A 15,344-nucleotide genomic window follows, 5' to 3' on the forward strand; every position below is an offset into this window, starting at 1 on the left:
GTCCCGGGCCGTGGCGGTCGGCCCGGCCGAGGTCACGTAGCGTAAGCGCCGGTCGCCGGCCGCCCGGGCAGCGCGAAGACCGGGATGAAGAACTGGGCCAGCGGGCCGATGGTCAGCGCGTACGCCACGGTGCCGAGACCGACGGTGCCGCCGAGCAGCCAGCCGAGCGCGAGCACGGCGACCTCGATGACGGTGCGGACCAGCCGGACCGAGAAGCGGGGGTGGCGGGCGACGAAGCCGGTCATCAGCCCGTCGCGCGGGCCGGGGCCGAGCCCGGCGCCGAGGTAGAGGCCGGTGGCGGCGCCGTTGGCGACGATTCCGGCGACGAGCAGGGTGACGCGGGCCGCCATGCCCTCGCCGGGCGGCAGCACGGTCAGGGTGGCGTCGACGACCAGCCCGATCACCACGACGTTGCTGACCGTGCCGAGGCCGGGACGCTGTCGTAGCGGGATCCAGAGCAGCAGCACGAGGGCACCGACGGCGATGGTGACGGTGCCGAAGGACAGGCCGGTCTGCCGGGCGAGCCCCTGGTGGAACACGTCCCACGGGTCCAGCCCCAGCTCCGACCGGATCATCAGCGCCATGCTCACGCCGTAGAGGACCAGCCCGGCGTAGAGCTGGGTGAGTCGTCGCGCCGGCCGGTGCCGGAGATTGCCAAGCTGTGCCATGCATGCCACCCTAGGGGCCAATCGTAGAGCCCAAGGGTGCCAATTTCGGAGGTGTGGCCATGACCAGCCAGGTTCGCGGCGTCCAATTGGCGCGGCTCCTCGGTCAGTGGCATGCCCTGCCGGGCCGTCGCCGCAGCCCCGACTACGCCGCGCTCGCCGGCGCCGTCCGGGGGTTGCTCGCCGACGGGCGGCTCCCCCTGGGGGTACGCCTGCCGGCCGAGCGGGAGCTGGCCGAGGCGCTGCGGATCAGCCGGACCACTGTCACCGCCGCGTACCGGGAACTGCGGGAGAGCGGCCACCTGGCCAGTCGCCGGGGCGCGGGGAGCTGGACCATGCTGCCCGGCGGGCACAAGGTCGCCAGCACCGGGCTGTGGACGCCGCTGGACGACCGCGACATGATCGACCTCGGCGTGGCCGCGCTGTCCGCGCCGCCGCAGCTCGTCCCGGCCGCCCGGGCCGCGGCCGAGGACCTGCCCCGCTACCTCGGCGGCGCCGGCTACCACCCGACCGGCATCATCGAGCTGCGCGAGGCGGTGGCCCGCGGGTACACCGAACGTGGCCTGCCCACCAGCCCGGAGCAGATCATGGTCACCAGCGGCACCCAGCACGCGCTGGACCTGGTGCTGCGGCTGGCCCTGTCGCCCGGCGGCGCGGTGCTTGTCGAATCGCCCACCTACCCCAACGCGCTCGCCGCGCTGTCCGCCCGCCGGGCCCGGATCGCCACCCACGGCCTGTCCGACGAGGGCTGGGACGCCGAACTGCTGCTCGGCAGCCTCCGGCAGACCCGGCCGAAGCTCGCGTACGTGATCCCCGAGTTCCAGAACCCGACCGGCCACCTGATGGCGGCCGACCTGCGTGAGCGGCTGGTCGGCACGGCCCACGCGGCCGGCACCGACCTGGTGGTCGACGAGTCCTTCGTCGACCTGCCGCTGGACGACACCCTGATGCCGCCGCCGGTGGCGGTCTTCGACAGGCACTCCCGGGTGATCAGCATCGGCGGCATGAGCAAGCCCTACTGGGGCGGGCTGCGGATCGGCTGGGTCCGCGCCTCCGCACCCCAGGTGCAGCGGCTCGCAGCGGCCCGGGTCGGGGTGGACATGGCCAGCCCGGTGCTCGACCAACTCGTTGCCGTGCACCTGCTGACCGAGGCGCCGGCCATCGTGGCCGCCCGCCGGGCCCAGCTCGTCGCCCAGCGGGACGCCCTGGTCGCGGCGCTCGCCGACCGGCTGCCCGACTGGCGGGTACGGGTGCCCGGCGGCGGCGTCACGCTCTGGGCGGAGCTGGACGGGCCGATCTCCAGCGCGCTGGCCCGGGCGGCCGAGGAGGTCGGCGTACGGCTGGCGCCCGGACCGCGGTTCGGCCTGGACGGGACGCTGGAGCGCTTCCTGCGGCTGCCCTTCACGCTGCCCGCCGAGGAACTGGTGGAGGCGGTGGGCCGGCTCGCCGCGGTGCGCTACGACCTGGACCGCACCAGCCGCCCGCAGTGGCGCGAGCCCAGCGTCATCGCCTGAGCGGGCCCGCCCGCCCGATCCGGTGGTGAAAGGTCCGAACCCCGGCACCGGCCGGACCGGTGCCCGCAGACTGCCCGGATGGGGAACGGGGTCCGGTGGTCGTGGACGGTGCGGCGCAGCGCGCCGGGCTCCCGCACCACCCGGCTGGAGCTCTTCTACGACCTGGTCTTCGTCTTCGCGTTCCTGAGCGTCACCACGCTCACCGCCTCGGTGCTCACGCCGGTCAACCTCTACCGCTTCCTGCTGGTGCTGGCGTTGCTCTGGTGGTCGTGGACCGGCTTCGCCCGCCTCGGCAACGCGTTCCGCGCCGACCAGGGGGTGCTGCCGCTGGTCGGCATCGTCACCGTGGCGGCGACGTTCCTGCTCGTGCTCAGCACGCCCAGCGCGTTCGCCAACCGCGGCGGCTGGCTGCCCGGGCCGCTCGTCTTCGCCGGGTGCTACTTCGTGATCCGGACGGCCCAGCTCACCGTCTTCGCCTGGGCCGACCGTGCCGACGCGGCCCGGCGCCGGGGACTGCGGATCCGTTTCCTGGCCCCGACCGTGGCCACGGCGCTGCTCGTCGTCGCCGGCATCCTCCCCGGCCGGCTGGCGCAGGAGCGGCTCGCGGTGGCGTTGCAACTGGCGCTCTGGACGCTGGCGCTGCTCGTCGAGTACCTCGCCGGGGTGATCCTGGGCCGCCAGTGGTGGGTGGTGGTCTCGGCCGGGCACTGGGCGGAACGGCACGCGCTGATCGTGCTCGTCGCGCTCGGCGAGTCGCTCATCGCGCTCGGCCTCGGCCCGAAGCGCGGGCTGCCGCTCACCGGCCCGGTGGCGGTCGCCGCGCTGCTCGGCGTGGTGATCGTGGCGACGCTGTGGTGGGCGTACTTCGACACGCTGTCGTTCGCGCTGGAACAGGCCGTGCACCAGGCCCGGGACCCGGCCGCGCGGCTGCGGCTGGCCCGCACCGCCTACACGTTCCTGCACCTGCCGATGATCGCCGGGATCATCCTCTTCGCCCTCGGCCTCAAGGACCTGCTGGCCGAGGCCACCTCACCGACGACGCCGGCGTGGGGCCCGCCGCTGGGCGCCTTCTGGGCCGGGATCCTGTTCGGCGGGGTCGGGCTCTACCTGCTCAGCATCGCCGCGTGCTGGTGGCTGGCGGAGCGCCGGGTACGGCCGCCGCTGCTGGTGACGGTGCTGCTGCTCGTCGCCGCCGTACCGGCCGTCGCCCCTCTCCACGAGCTGAACGCGCTCGTCGTGCTGGCGGTGCTCACCGGCGCGGGCGTGGCCTGGGAGACCCGGGGCGAGAACGGTCACCGGCGCCGCGTACGCCAGCTCGCGCTGGAGGAGCAGATCGCCGCCGAGGCCGAGCAGAGCCACTGGCGGCAGCGGCACCTGTGAACGGCGCGCGGCCGTGCCCCGGGACGGTGGGGCACGGCCGGCGCGACAGTACGGCGGTGCGGGTTACAGCTCGGCGAGCGTGCCCTCGTACATCTTGTCGATCTCGGAGGCGAAGTTCGTCTCCACACTGCGGCGCTTGATCTTCAGCGACGGCGTGACCTCGCCGTCCTCGATGGTGAGGTCGCGGGGGAGGATCGTCACCTTCTTGATCGTCTCCCAGCGGTTGAGCTTGGAGTTCAGCTCGGCCACGTACCCCTCGACCATCTCCCGCGCCTGCGGCGAGGTGACGATCGTGGTGTAGTCGCTGCCCTCCAACGGGGTGCCGGCGGCCCAGCCCTTGATCGCGTCCGGGTCCAGCGTGACGAGCATGGTGCAGTAGTTGCGCGCCTGCCCGATCACCACCGCCTGCGAGGTGTACGGGCACACCGCCTTGAACATGCCCTCGATGTGCGACGGCGCGACGTACTTGCCGCCGGACGTCTTGACCAGGTCCTTCTTCCGGTCGGTGATGCGCAGGTAGCCCTCGTCGTCGAGGGTGCCGATGTCGCCGGTGCGGAAGAAGCCGTCCTCGGTGAACGCGGCGGCGGTCTCCTCCGGCAGGTTGTGGTAGCCGCGCATGACCGGCTTGCCGCGCAGCAGGACCTCGCCGTCGGTGTCGATCCGGCACTCCAGGTCGCCCATGGCCCGGCCCACGCTGCCGATCTTCAGCCCGTCGGGCGGGTTCACGAACGCGCCCGCGCTGGTCTCGGTCAGCCCGTAGCCCTCGGAGATAGGCAGGTTGGCGGCGGCGAAGAAGGTGGCGATCTCCTTGCTCAGCGGCGCCGCGCCGGAGACCAGCACCCGCATCCGGCCGCCGAGCCGCGCCTGGAGCTTGCTGAACACCAGCTTCTCGGCGAGCGCGTACTTCATCCGCAGCCCGGCCGGGACCGGCTTGCCGGCCTGCTCCAGCGCGACCTTCTCCTTGCCGACCCCGACGCCCCAGGCGAAGATCTTGGCCTTGGCGCCGCCCGCGCCCTGCGCGGTGGTGACCGCCTTGTTGTAGACCTTCTCGAAGACCCGGGGCGCGCCGCACATGAGCGTCGGCTGCACCACGCCGAGCAGGTCGACGAGCTTGTCCACCCGGCCGTCCACGTACGTGGGCAGGCCGACGTGGGTGGCGCCGCAGAGCAGCGTCTTGCCGAACGAGTGCGACAGCGGCAGCCAGAGGTACTGCAGGTCGTCGACGCGCAGCAGGCCCAGGTCGGCCTGCGCCACGCCCTCCCAGCACCAGCCGCCGTGCAGCAGCTCCACGCCCTTCGGGCGGCCGGTGGTGCCCGAGGTGTAGATGAGCGTGGCCAGGTGGTCCGGGCCGATGCCGGCGACGAGCATGTCGATCAGGTTCGGCTCGGCGCTCAGCGCGGCCGCGCCGCGCTCCTCCAACTCGGCCAGGGTGAGCTGCGGTACGGCCGCCGCGGGGTCGGGCGTGCCGTCGAAGAGCACCACGTGGGTCAGTGCGGGCAGGTCCGCGCCGGCGATCTTCGCCGCCTGGGCCGGGTTCTCCGCGAACAGCACCTTCGAGCCGGAGTCGGCGATGATGTAGACCGCGTCGTCGGGCTCGGTGGTGGGGTAGACGGTGGTGGTGGCCCCACCGGCGCACATGATGCCGAAGTCGGCGAGCACCCAGTCCAGGCGCGTGTTGGCCAGGATCGCCACGGGGTTCTCCAGGCCGACACCGAGCCCGTGCAACCCGGCGGCGATCGCCTTGGCGCGCTGCCCGACCTGCTCCCACGTCAGCCAGACCGGGCCCGAGTCGTCGGGTGCGGGGTGGGCGAAGGCGTGCCGGTCGGGGGAGTCCGCCACGCGCTTGAGGAACATGTCCGGTACGGAACGGTACGGTACATCGAGAGCCATCGCTGTAGCCGCCTTCAGGGGTGGAGGGACGTGACGGGGGTCACGCCGGTCTGCGGTTACCGAAGGGTATTGCCTGCACCCGGCCAGCGGCTAGCCCCGATCGGCCGAGTCGCCACCGGTCCCGCCTGCCGGAACGGTTCAGGCGTACCGGCTGGCCGCCCGGGACCAGTCGTAGGTGGCCCGGATCCAGTCCCGGCGGGTGTCCAGGAAGGCCCGCATTCCCTCGTCCGCGACGGCGCTCAGCGCCGCGTCCCGCTCGGCGTACGCGGCGAGGGCCGAGTTGAACCGGTCCGCCGCCGCGTGCAGCGCCGCCGACTCGTCCTGCCCGGTCTCGCCCGCGATGGTGGTGACCAGGTTGTGCGCCTCCGGGGCGGCGCCCCGCTCCTTGCCGTACGAGAACAGGTCGTTGCACCAGCAGATCAGGTCCGTGGCGAGAGCGTCCAGCGCGGTGAGCGCCGGCGCGACGCGCTGGTCGGCGTTGGGCGCGGACGGGCGGGCCAGGTCGGTCACCGTGAAACTCGGGCGGACGCCGCCGGTGTGGCGGCGCATCTGGGTGTACTCGGCCACCCCCGGCACCCGCAGCCGCTCCCGGTTGGCGGCCTCCCAGAGCAGCGCCAGCAGGTACTCCCGCAACTGGCTGACCAGACGCAGCAGGTAGGCCGGCCGGCCCCGGCCGCGGGCCCGCCGGCACAGGTCGTGCAGCGCGAAGGCGATCGGCCCGCCGTCGGCGGGCGCCGGCGCCTCCGGGTCGCCGTGCCGGTCGAGCACCGCCAGCAGGGCGGCCAGCGTGGGTGCCAGCAGCGTCGGCGCCGCGCCCAGCCCGTCGTCGTCGCAGGCGTCGTCCACCACGAACAGCCAGTTGATCAGGTCGGTGAGCAGGCGCAGGCCGGACGGCGACGCCTCGGGGCAGGCCCGTGCGGCCAGGTCGGCGGCGTGCGCGCCGGCCAGGCGCCGGCGCCCGGCCTGGTCCGTCACCAGACCGAAGTCTCGTACCCAGGCGGCGCTCTCCGCAGCCGCCAGGTCGACAGCGGCGTGACGCCGGGAGGGAAAGGGCGGTTCGTGCAGTGCCGAGAGGGCGAAGTCGCGCATCGTCGTCCCCTGTCCGCCGCCCCGCGGGGTCGGGCCGGTGCGCAGGAGCGTACGGGAGGACGTAACCGTTATCGAAGTCCGGCCGTCCACTTTCCACAGTGCGAACGTGACCGGCTACGCACCCTCGGTCACAGTCCCAGCTCGGCGGTGCGCAGACGCTCGGCGCGGTCGGCCGGGCCGTCCACCTGGACCCGGGCCACCCGCTGCCGTCCGGTGAGGAACAGCACCAGCTCGCCCGGCGCGCCGACCAGCCGCAGCCGTTCGCCGCCGGCGCCGGCCCGCAGTTCGCCGTACCCCGGCGCCTGCACCAGCACCTCGGCCGGGAACCGCCGCAGCGCCATCCGGGCCAGCAGGGACACCCGCTTCCACAGCACCGCCTGCTGCCGGGCGGGCAGGTCACGCGGGTGCCAGCCCGGCCGGGCGCGCCGGACGTCCTCGTGGTGGATGAAGAACTCCATCCCGTTCGCCAGCTCGTCGGTGAGCGGGTTGCTCACCGGGCTCCACACCGGGGGACGGCGTACCCGGGCGATCAGGTCGGCGTACGGCCCGGCGGCGATCCGCCTGCGAACCGACTCGCCGTAGCCGCGCAGCGGGGGCAGCAGGATCCCGCCCGCCGCGTCCGGCCGGCGCTCCCGCACCAGCAGGTGCGCCGCCAGGTCACGGGTGCTCCACCCCTCGTTCACAGTCGGTGCGTCCGGTCCCAGTTCCAGCATCAGGTCGGCGAGCGCCTCGCGCTCCGCTCGGGCGTACCGCGGCATGACCCGATCGTAGGCCCGTCCCGGCCGATCGGCGCGCCACGCCCGGCGGGATCGCGCCGCCGGACCGCTCCCGGCCGCCCCCGGGCCAGGTCCGGCGGGAACGTGACGGCGGACATATCCGGGCCGGGTCGGCGGGACCGGCGGAGAGCGGTAAGGATGGGGGAGAAAACTGCGGCTTACGGCGGGGGAGAGCGTGGCGAGCGGGACAAGTCGGGACGTGCTCGGCAGGGGGCTACGGGTGCTCGGCCGGGCCATCCGGGAGCAGCCACGGATCTTCGCGGTCGCGGTCAGCGGCAGCGTGCTGTTCGGCCTCCTGGTGATCGCCAGCGCGTACGTGGTCGGCGCGGTGGTCGGCGACGTGGTCGTGCCGGCGGTGGAGCGCGGCGAGGTGGCGAGCGGGGCACTGGCGCTCGCCGCGGCCGCGCTGTTCGGCATCAGCGTGCTGCGGGTGGTCGGCATCTTCGGTCGCCGGCTCGGCGCCGGCTACATGCAGTACCGGCTCCAGGCCGCCTACCGCCGCCGGGTCACCCGCCGCTACCTGGAACTGCCGCTGGCCTGGCACCACCGCAACTCCACCGGCACGCTGCTGTCGAACGCCAACTCCGACGTGGAGGCCGCCTGGTACCCGATCGCGCCGCTGCCGTTCGCGGTCGGCACGCTGGTGATGCTGGTCGGCGCGGTGGCGTCGCTGTTCTTCACCGACTGGGCGCTGGCCCTGGTCGGCCTCGCGGTGTTCCCCGCGCTGTTCGCGCTCAACGTGGTCTACTCCCGCCGGATGGCGCCCCGGCAGGCCCGGGCGCAGCGGCTGCGCGCCGAGGTCAGCGGCATCGCGCACGAGAGCTTCGACGGCGCGCTGGTGGTCAAGACGATGGGCCGCGAGGCCCAGGAGACGGCCCGCTTCGCCGCCCGCGCCGGTGAGCTGCGCGACGCGCTGATCTCGGTCGGCCGGCTGCGCGGCGTGTTCGACCCGATGCTGGAGACGCTGCCCAGCCTCGGCACGCTCGCCGTGCTGGTGGTCGGCGCGATCCGGCTGCGGCAGGGCGCGATCAGCGTGACCGAGCTGGTCAGCGTCGCGTTCCTGTTCACCGTGCTGGCCTTCCCGGTACGCGCGATCGGCTGGGTGCTGGCCGAGCTGCCGCGCAGCGTCGCCGGGTGGGACCGCGTCCGCCGGGTGCTCGACGCCACCGGCGAGATGCCGTACGGCACGACGACGCTCGACCCGGCCACCCGGGAGCCGGCCACGCTCGCCTTCGACGACGTGCACTTCGCGTACGAGCCGGCCGAGGCGCACCTGCCCGGCGCCCAGGTGCTCGGCGAGGTGACGTTCACCGTGCCGGCCGGGAAGACGGTCGCCCTGGTCGGCCCCACCGGCGCGGGCAAGTCGACGATCGCGTCGCTCGCCGTACGCCTGGTCGACCCGGGCGCCGGGCGGGTCACCCTGGACGGCGTGGACGTGCGGGACCTGACCGCCGCCTCGCTCGCCGGCACCGTGGCGCTGGTGGCGCAGGTGCCGTTCGTCTTCGACGACACGGTCCGGGCCAACATCGCGCTCGACCGCGCCGGCATCGGCGACGACGAGGTGTGGGCGGCGCTGCGGCTGGCCGAGGCGGACGGCTTCGTGGCCGCGCTGCCGGACGGACTCGACACCATGGTCGGCGAGCGGGGCACGTCGCTGTCCGGCGGGCAGCGTCAGCGGCTGACGCTGGCCCGGGCGCTCGCCGGGCGGCCCCGGCTGCTGGTGCTCGACGACGCCACCAGCGCTGTCGACCCGCGCGTCGAGGCGGCCATCCTGGCCGGGCTGCGCGCGCCCGCCGACGGCGGCGCCCCGGCATCGATCCTGGTGGTGGCGTACCGCCGGGCCACCATCGCGCTCGCCGACGAGGTGATCTACGTGGAGCAGGGCCGGGTGGTCGCCCGCGGCACCCACACCGAGCTGCTGGCCGCCGTGCCCGGCTACGCCGACCTGGTCACCGCGTACGAGCAGGCCGAGCAGGAACGCGAGCAGAATCGGACGTACGACGAGGTCACGCCGTTGCCCTCGGGCCTGGAGATCGAGGTGGACCGGTGAGCAGTGTCGCCAATGAGGAGCGGGCCGAGTCGACCTGGCGGACGCTGCGGCGCGGGCTGGCGCTCTCCCCGGAGCTGCGCACCGGTCTCGCCGGCACGATCGCGCTGGCGCTTGTCTACATGGTCGGCCGGGTGGCCGTGCCGGTGGCGGTGCAGCGCGGCATCGACCACGGCATCGTCGGCGGGCTCGACCTGAACGTCATCTCGCTCACCGTGGCCATCACCGCCGGGGTGCTGGTGGTCACCACCGCCTGCGGGTACCTGATGATGCGCCGGCTGTTCACCGTCAGCGAGACCGCGCTGGCCGGGGTGCGAACCCGGGCGTTCCGGCACGTGCACGACCTGTCCATGCTGCACCAGCAGTCCGAGCGGCGCGGCTCGCTGGTCTCCCGGGTCACCAGCGACGTCGACCAGATCACCCAGTTCCTCCAGTGGGGCGGCGTGATCCTGATCGTCAACCTGGGCCAGCTGCTGGTGACCACAGCGGTGATGCTCGCGTACTCCTGGCAGTTGACGCTCGTGGTGCTCGTCGCGTTCGCGCCCGCGGTGCTGGTGATCCGGCAGTTGCAGCAGCGCCTCGCCGGGGCCTACGGCCTGGTGCGGCAGCGCACCGGCACGCTGCTCGGCGCGATCGGCGAGAGCGTGGTGGGCGCGCCGGTGATCCGGGCGTACGGCATCGCCGGGCGCACCGCGCGGCGGCTGGACACGGCCATCGACGGGCAGCGGGTGGCCCAGCAGCGGGCGATCCGGATCAGCATCATGGGCAGCTCGGTGGGGGAGCTGGCGGCCGGGCTGGCGCTGGCCGGCGTGGTGGTGGTCGGGGTCAGCCTGGGCGTCGGCGGCACGCTGTCGATCGGCCAGCTGACGGCGTTCCTGTTCCTGGTCACGCTGTTCATCCAGCCGGTGCAGATCGCCACCGAGGTCCTCAACGAGGCGCAGAACGCGATCGCCGGCTGGCGCCGGGTGCTGGACGTGCTGGACGTCTCCCCGGACGTGGCCGACCCCGGCGAGCAGGGCCGGGAGCTGCCGCCGGGGCCGCTGGACGCCCGGTTCGCCGGGGTGACGTTCGCCTACCCGGGCGGGCCGCCGGTGCTGCACGACGTGACGCTGGACATCCCGGCCAAGAGCCGGGTGGCGGTGGTGGGCGAGACCGGCAGCGGCAAGACCACGTTCGCCAAGCTGCTCACCCGGCTGATGGACCCGACCGAGGGCGCGGTGCTGCTCTCCGGGGTCGACCTGCGGCAGGTGCGCTTCGACTCGCTGCGCTCCCGGGTGGTCATGGTGCCGCAGGACGGCTTCCTGTTCGACGCCACGGTCGGGGAGAACGTCCGCTTCGCCCGCCCCGACCTGACCGACGAGCGGCTCACCGCCGCCTTCGCCGAGCTGGGCCTCTCCGACTGGCTGGACGGCCTGCCGTCCGGGCTGGACACGCCGGTCGGTGAGCGCGGAGAGGCGCTCAGCGTCGGCGAGCGGCAGCTCGTGGCGCTGGCGCGGGCGTACGTCGCGGACCCGGACCTGCTGGTGCTGGACGAGGCGACGAGCGCCGTCGACCCGGCCACCGAGGTCCGCCTGCAACGGACCCTGGACGCGGTGACCCGGGGCCGGACCACGCTGGCCATCGCGCACCGGCTGTCCACCGCGCAGGCGGCGGACGAGGTGATCGTGGTGGACCGGGGCCGGATCGTGCAGCGCGGCCCGCACGAGGAACTGGTCCGCGACACCGACTCGGTCTACGCGCTGCTGTACGCCTCCTGGCTGGAGCAGACCCGCTGATCTTGGCGGGTCCGCCAGGGCTGGAGCAGACCCGCTGATCTTGGCGGGTCCGCCAGGGCTGGAGCAGACCCGCTGACCGGTCAGCGGGAGTAGAACTCCACCACCAGCTGCTCGTCGCACACCACCGGCACCTCGTGCCGGGCCGGTTCGCGTACCAGCGTGGCGCGCAGCTCGGCCGGCTGCACCGACAGGTACGGCCGGGGCTGCGCGTCGGCGTGCGCGCCGGCGGCGGCGAGCTGGAACGGCGGCAGCGCGCGGCTGCGCTCGCGTACCCCGACCACCTGGCCGGGCCGCAGCCGGTACGACGGCCGGTCGACCTTGCGCCCGTCGACGGTGATGTGGCCGTGCCCGACGAGCTGGCGGGCCTGGTAGATGCTGCGCGCCAGCCCGGCCCGCAGCACCACCGCGTCGAGGCGCCGTTCCAGGAGCGCGACGAGCGTGTCGCCGGTCCTGCCGGCGGCCCGGGCGGCCTCGTCGAACAGCCGGCGCAGCTGGGCCTCGCTGACGTTGTACTGGTGGCGCAGCCGCTGCTTCTCCAGCAGCCGCACCTGGTAGTCGGAGGTGGTGCGGCGGGACCGGCCGTGCACGCCCGGCGGGTAGGGGCGCCGCTCGAAGTACCGCACGCACTTGCGGGTCAGCGGGATGCCGAGGGCGCGGGAGAGCCGTGCCTTGGGCCGGGGGTGGTTCACGTCGACGTCTCCGATCGTCTAGCCTGCTTCTTAGGTAAGCCTAACCTAGCTAAAGGAGGTCGGGATCATGCGGCCCAGCCCGGCGGAGATCGTGCGAACCCTGGTCGCGGGCCGGTTGCCCGCCCTCGTCCACCTGGCCCGGCACCCCGGCCCGCACCAGGCCCGGCACGCCGTCGACGCCGACGGGCGGGTGCTGCTGCTCGTACCCGTGGTCAGTGACCTCGCCGCGGCGCTCGTGCCGCCGGCGGGCGACGCCGACGTGGCCACGGTGCTCGACGTGCTCGACCTGCCGCCCGCGGCCGGGGCGCCCTCACTCGGCCGGGCCTGGGTGTCCGGCTGGGCGACGCGGCTGGACGGCGACGCGGCGCGCGACGCGGCTGTCGACTTCGCCGCCATCGACCCGGTCGGCGACCTGCTCGACGTGGGCAGCCGGTTCCACCTGCACCGTTTCGAGGTGGCCGAGGCCCGCTGGGAACGCGCCGGGCGGGTACGCCGGATCGACCCCGAGGCGTTCGCGGAGGCCGAACCGGACCCGCTGCACCCGGTCGAGGCCGGTCTGCTGGCCGACCTGGCCGACCACCACGCCGAACAGGTCGGCGACTACCTGCGGCGGCGGCTTCACCTCACCGGCGACCAGGTGCCGCGGGTGGTCCGGATCGACAGGTACGGCCTGCTGGTCGCGCACGGGCGGCCCGGCGCGACCCGGCGGGCCCGGCTCGCCTTCCCCCGGCCGGTCGCCGACGTGGCGGAGCTGTCCCGCCTGCTGCACCCGATGCTCTGCCCCCGGGCGGCGGCCTGAGCCGGGCGCGGACGCCTCAGGTGACGTCGCCGGTGAGGTAGCGCTGGACCGTGGGACCGATGGCTGCCACCAGCGTCGCCGGTTCGGCGGTCGCGACCGCGTCGAGGCGGAGCACGTACCGCATCATGGCCAGCCCGGCGAGCTGGGTGGCGACCAGGCCGCCGCGCAGCGCGCGCTGCTCCGGGTCGACGCCGAGATGGTCGAACACCCGGCGCAGCACCTGCGTGACCAGGAACTCGCGCAGCAGCCGGGCGGTCCACTCGTTGCTCACCGCCGAACGCAGCAGCGCCACCGCGGCCGTGCCGGTGGGGGAGTCCCAGACCTCCAGGAACATCCGGACCATCCGCTCGCCGAGCCCGTCCGCGCCGCCGGCGAGCACCGCCGGCAGCAGCCGTCCCGGGTCGGCCGGGAACGCCGTCGCGGCCCGGAACAGATCCTCCTTGCCGCCGAAGTAGTGGTGCACGAGCGCCGGGTCCACGCCGGCCGCCGCGGCGATCGCCCGGATCGACGCGGCGTCGTAGCCACGCTCGGCGAACGCCTCCCGCGCCGCGGCGAGGATGGCCTCGCGGGTGTCCGGGCTGCCGGGCCGCCGCCCGGTGCGCCGCGCGCTCACCCGCTGCGCCGGCGCAGCGTCGCGGCGGCCAGCACCAGCGCCGCCACCGCCGCCCCGGCCACGATCGCCACGTCCCGCCACATCGTTCCGGTCGGCTCGGCGTGCGCGCCGACCTCCTGCAACGCCTCGACCGCGTACGACAGCGGCAGCGCGTCGCTGACCGCCTGCAGCCAGCCGGCCATCTGGTCGCGGGGCACGAACAGGCCGCACAGCAGCAGTTGCGGGGCCACCACCACCGGCATGAACTGAACCGCCTGGAACTCGGTGCGGGCGAACGCCGAGCAGAACAGCCCGAGCGCCACCGCCAGTACCGCGTTCACCCCGGCGATCAGCACGACCAGCCACGCGCTGCCCGCAGTCTCCAGACCGAACACCCGGTACGCGACGACCGAGGCGACTGTGGACTGGAGCACCCCGGCCAGGCCGAACGCGATGCCGTACCCGAACAGCAGGTCGAGCTTGCCCAGCGGCGTGGTGAGCAGGCGCTCCAGCGTGCCCGTGGTGCGTTCGCGGAGCATGGCGATGCTGGTCACGAGGAACATGATGATGAACGGGAAGAAACCCAGCATGATCAGGGCCACCCGGTCGAACGTGCTCGGCGCGCCGGGCGGGGCGGGCTGGTCGACGTACATGAAGTAGACGAGCGTGAGCAGCACCGACGGCACCAGCACGAGCAGCGCCACGGTCCGCCGGTCGTGGCGGAGCTGACGCAGGATGCGCCCGGTGGTGGCGGCCAGGATCGGTCCGTTCATCGCGCCTCTCCCTCGGCGTCGCGGATCAGGCGCAGGAACGCCTCCTCCAGGTCGTCGGTGCCGGTGGCCGCGCGGACCGCGGCCGGGGTGTCGTCGGCGACCAGCCGGCCCTCGCGGATCAGCAGCAGCCGGTCGCAGCGGGCGGCCTCGTCCATCATGTGGCTGGAGACCAGCAGCGTGGTGCCGGCCGCGGCCATGGCGTGGAACCGGGCCCACAGGTCGGCGCGCAGCACCGGGTCCTGGCCGACTGTGGGTTCGTCGAGCACCACCAGCTCCGGCTCGCCGACCAGCGCGCACGCGAGCGAGGCGCGGCTGCGCTGGCCGCCGGAGAGCGTGCCGACGAGCTGGTCGGCCGCCTTGCCGAGGCCGACGTCGGTCACCGCGCGGTCGGCCTCGGCGCGGCCCCGGCCCTGCAGCACCGCGAAGTAGCGGGCGTTCTCCCGCACCGTCAGGTCGGCGTAGACGCTCGGCGCCTGCGTCAGATAACCCACCCGGCGGCGCAGCTCGGCCGAGCCCGCCGGGCGGCCGAGCACGTCGACGGTGCCGGAACCGACCGTCTGCACGCCGACCACCGCCCGCATCAGCGTGGTCTTGCCGCTGCCGCTGGGCCCGAGCAGTCCGGTCACGGTGCCCCGGGGCACCTCGCAGCTGATGCCGTGCAGCACCCGCCGCCCGCCCCGGTCGACCACCAGCTCGCGGACCGACACCGCGTCGTCCATGCTCGCCTCCGTCAATTCATCACCCGTTGAACTCAACGGTAGGTGAATTCCTCCGCCACGGCAACGAGGGACTTGACTTCGAGTGGGCTCGAACTGGAAGCCTGGAGGGCGTGGACATCAGCACGCGGGAGATGAGCCTCACCGTGGGTGAGGCGGCGGAACGGGTCGGCCTGACCACCTACACGCTGCGCTGGTACGAGCAGGAGGGCCTGGTGGGTCGCGTCGGGCGGGATTCGTCGGGCCGCCGGCGCTACACCGAGTCCGACGTCAACTGGCTGTTCCTGCTCACCCGGCTGCGGCGGACCGGCATGCCGGTCCGCGACATGCGCCGCTACGCGGAGCTGGCCCGGCACGGGGACAGCACGCTCGGCGCGCGACGGGCGCTGTTCGAGGCGCACCGGGCCCGGGTGCTGGCCCGGATGGCCGAACTGGAGGAGGACCTGAAGGTCCTCGAGTACAAGATCGACGCATACCGCCGGGCGGAGGAGGAGTCGGGCTGACCGCCCCGGTGGCGGACAGGGAGTCCGGCACCGGAAGATCGGGTCTCGGCAGCATGGCGTCGTGGGCCCAGCTTCGTTGTCCGACACCGGGTTCCTCGACGACTGGGCCGCCCGGCTGCGGCAGGCCGCCGACCGG

At 74.1% G+C, this 15,344-nt stretch carries 14 protein-coding genes; 6 read left to right on the forward strand and 8 right to left on the reverse strand.

What is annotated here, in order from left to right:
* Positions 1-32 precede the first annotated feature (32 nt).
* Complete coding sequence (locus O7604_RS18300) at positions 33-668, reverse strand: hypothetical protein (RefSeq protein WP_281577196.1); 636 nt, start codon at positions 666-668, stop codon at positions 33-35.
* Positions 669-727: 59 nt separating this feature from the next.
* Between O7604_RS18300 and O7604_RS18305 the strand changes: the two genes are divergently transcribed.
* Positions 728-2,179, forward strand: a complete 1,452-nt coding sequence (locus O7604_RS18305) for a PLP-dependent aminotransferase family protein (protein WP_281577197.1) — start codon at positions 728-730, stop codon at positions 2,177-2,179.
* 78 nt (positions 2,180-2,257) lie between these two features.
* On the forward strand, positions 2,258-3,559 hold the full coding sequence (locus O7604_RS18310; protein ID WP_281577198.1) for a low temperature requirement protein A: 1,302 nt from the start codon (positions 2,258-2,260) through the stop codon (positions 3,557-3,559).
* Between the two features lie 63 nt (positions 3,560-3,622).
* Here the strand turns inward: O7604_RS18310 and O7604_RS18315 are convergent, their stop codons facing one another.
* From O7604_RS18315 to O7604_RS18325, 3 genes are all read right to left on the reverse strand, one after another.
* Positions 3,623-5,449, reverse strand: a complete 1,827-nt coding sequence (locus tag O7604_RS18315) for a long-chain fatty acid--CoA ligase (RefSeq protein ID WP_281577199.1) — start codon at positions 5,447-5,449, stop codon at positions 3,623-3,625.
* 138 nt (positions 5,450-5,587) lie between these two features.
* The gene (locus O7604_RS18320) at positions 5,588-6,538 is read right to left on the reverse strand and encodes a terpene synthase (RefSeq protein WP_281577200.1); all 951 of its coding nucleotides are present in this window, start codon (positions 6,536-6,538) and stop codon (positions 5,588-5,590) included.
* A gap of 128 nt (positions 6,539-6,666) precedes the next feature.
* Positions 6,667-7,296: a TIGR03085 family metal-binding protein gene (locus tag O7604_RS18325; RefSeq protein WP_281577201.1), complete on the reverse strand. Its 630-nt coding sequence runs from the start codon at positions 7,294-7,296 to the stop codon at positions 6,667-6,669.
* A gap of 193 nt (positions 7,297-7,489) precedes the next feature.
* On the opposite strand from O7604_RS18325, the gene O7604_RS18330 reads away from it, so the two are divergent.
* Positions 7,490-9,364 carry an ABC transporter ATP-binding protein gene (locus O7604_RS18330; RefSeq protein WP_281577202.1) on the forward strand — a complete coding sequence of 625 codons (1,875 nt, stop codon included), beginning with the start codon at positions 7,490-7,492 and terminating at the stop codon, positions 9,362-9,364.
* Entirely contained in the window at positions 9,361-11,136 is a 1,776-nt protein-coding gene (locus O7604_RS18335; protein WP_281577203.1) for an ABC transporter ATP-binding protein, read from the forward strand. Before O7604_RS18330 ends, O7604_RS18335 begins: the two co-directional genes overlap by 4 nt.
* Before the next feature lie 80 nt (positions 11,137-11,216).
* Here the strand turns inward: O7604_RS18335 and rpsD are convergent, their stop codons facing one another.
* Positions 11,217-11,825 (reverse strand): 30S ribosomal protein S4, encoded by a 609-nt coding sequence (rpsD, locus tag O7604_RS18340; protein WP_269704928.1) that lies wholly within the window; start codon positions 11,823-11,825, stop codon positions 11,217-11,219.
* 67 nt (positions 11,826-11,892) lie between these two features.
* On the opposite strand from rpsD, the gene O7604_RS18345 reads away from it, so the two are divergent.
* Positions 11,893-12,624 (forward strand): DUF2470 domain-containing protein, encoded by a 732-nt coding sequence (locus O7604_RS18345; protein WP_269704929.1) that lies wholly within the window; start codon positions 11,893-11,895, stop codon positions 12,622-12,624.
* A gap of 16 nt (positions 12,625-12,640) precedes the next feature.
* On the opposite strand, the gene O7604_RS18350 is transcribed toward O7604_RS18345, so the two are convergent.
* From O7604_RS18350 to O7604_RS18360, 3 genes are read right to left on the reverse strand one after another with little or no spacing between them, the layout of a single operon-like run.
* Complete coding sequence (locus O7604_RS18350) at positions 12,641-13,237, reverse strand: TetR family transcriptional regulator (RefSeq protein ID WP_269704930.1); 597 nt, start codon at positions 13,235-13,237, stop codon at positions 12,641-12,643.
* A complete protein-coding gene (locus O7604_RS18355) occupies positions 13,234-13,989 on the reverse strand; it encodes an ABC transporter permease (protein ID WP_269704931.1) in 756 nt (251 codons plus the stop codon). The genes O7604_RS18350 and O7604_RS18355 overlap by 4 nt, the downstream gene beginning before the upstream one ends.
* Positions 13,986-14,708, reverse strand: a complete 723-nt coding sequence (locus tag O7604_RS18360) for an ABC transporter ATP-binding protein (protein ID WP_281577204.1) — start codon at positions 14,706-14,708, stop codon at positions 13,986-13,988. The genes O7604_RS18355 and O7604_RS18360 overlap by 4 nt, the downstream gene beginning before the upstream one ends.
* A 110-nt stretch (positions 14,709-14,818) precedes the next feature.
* On the opposite strand from O7604_RS18360, the gene O7604_RS18365 reads away from it, so the two are divergent.
* Positions 14,819-15,208 (forward strand): MerR family transcriptional regulator, encoded by a 390-nt coding sequence (locus tag O7604_RS18365; protein ID WP_051611426.1) that lies wholly within the window; start codon positions 14,819-14,821, stop codon positions 15,206-15,208.
* The last annotated feature ends 136 nt before the right edge of the window (positions 15,209-15,344 follow it).

This window comes from Micromonospora sp. WMMA1947, from assembly GCF_027497355.1.
Lineage (GTDB): Bacteria > Actinomycetota > Actinomycetes > Mycobacteriales > Micromonosporaceae > Micromonospora.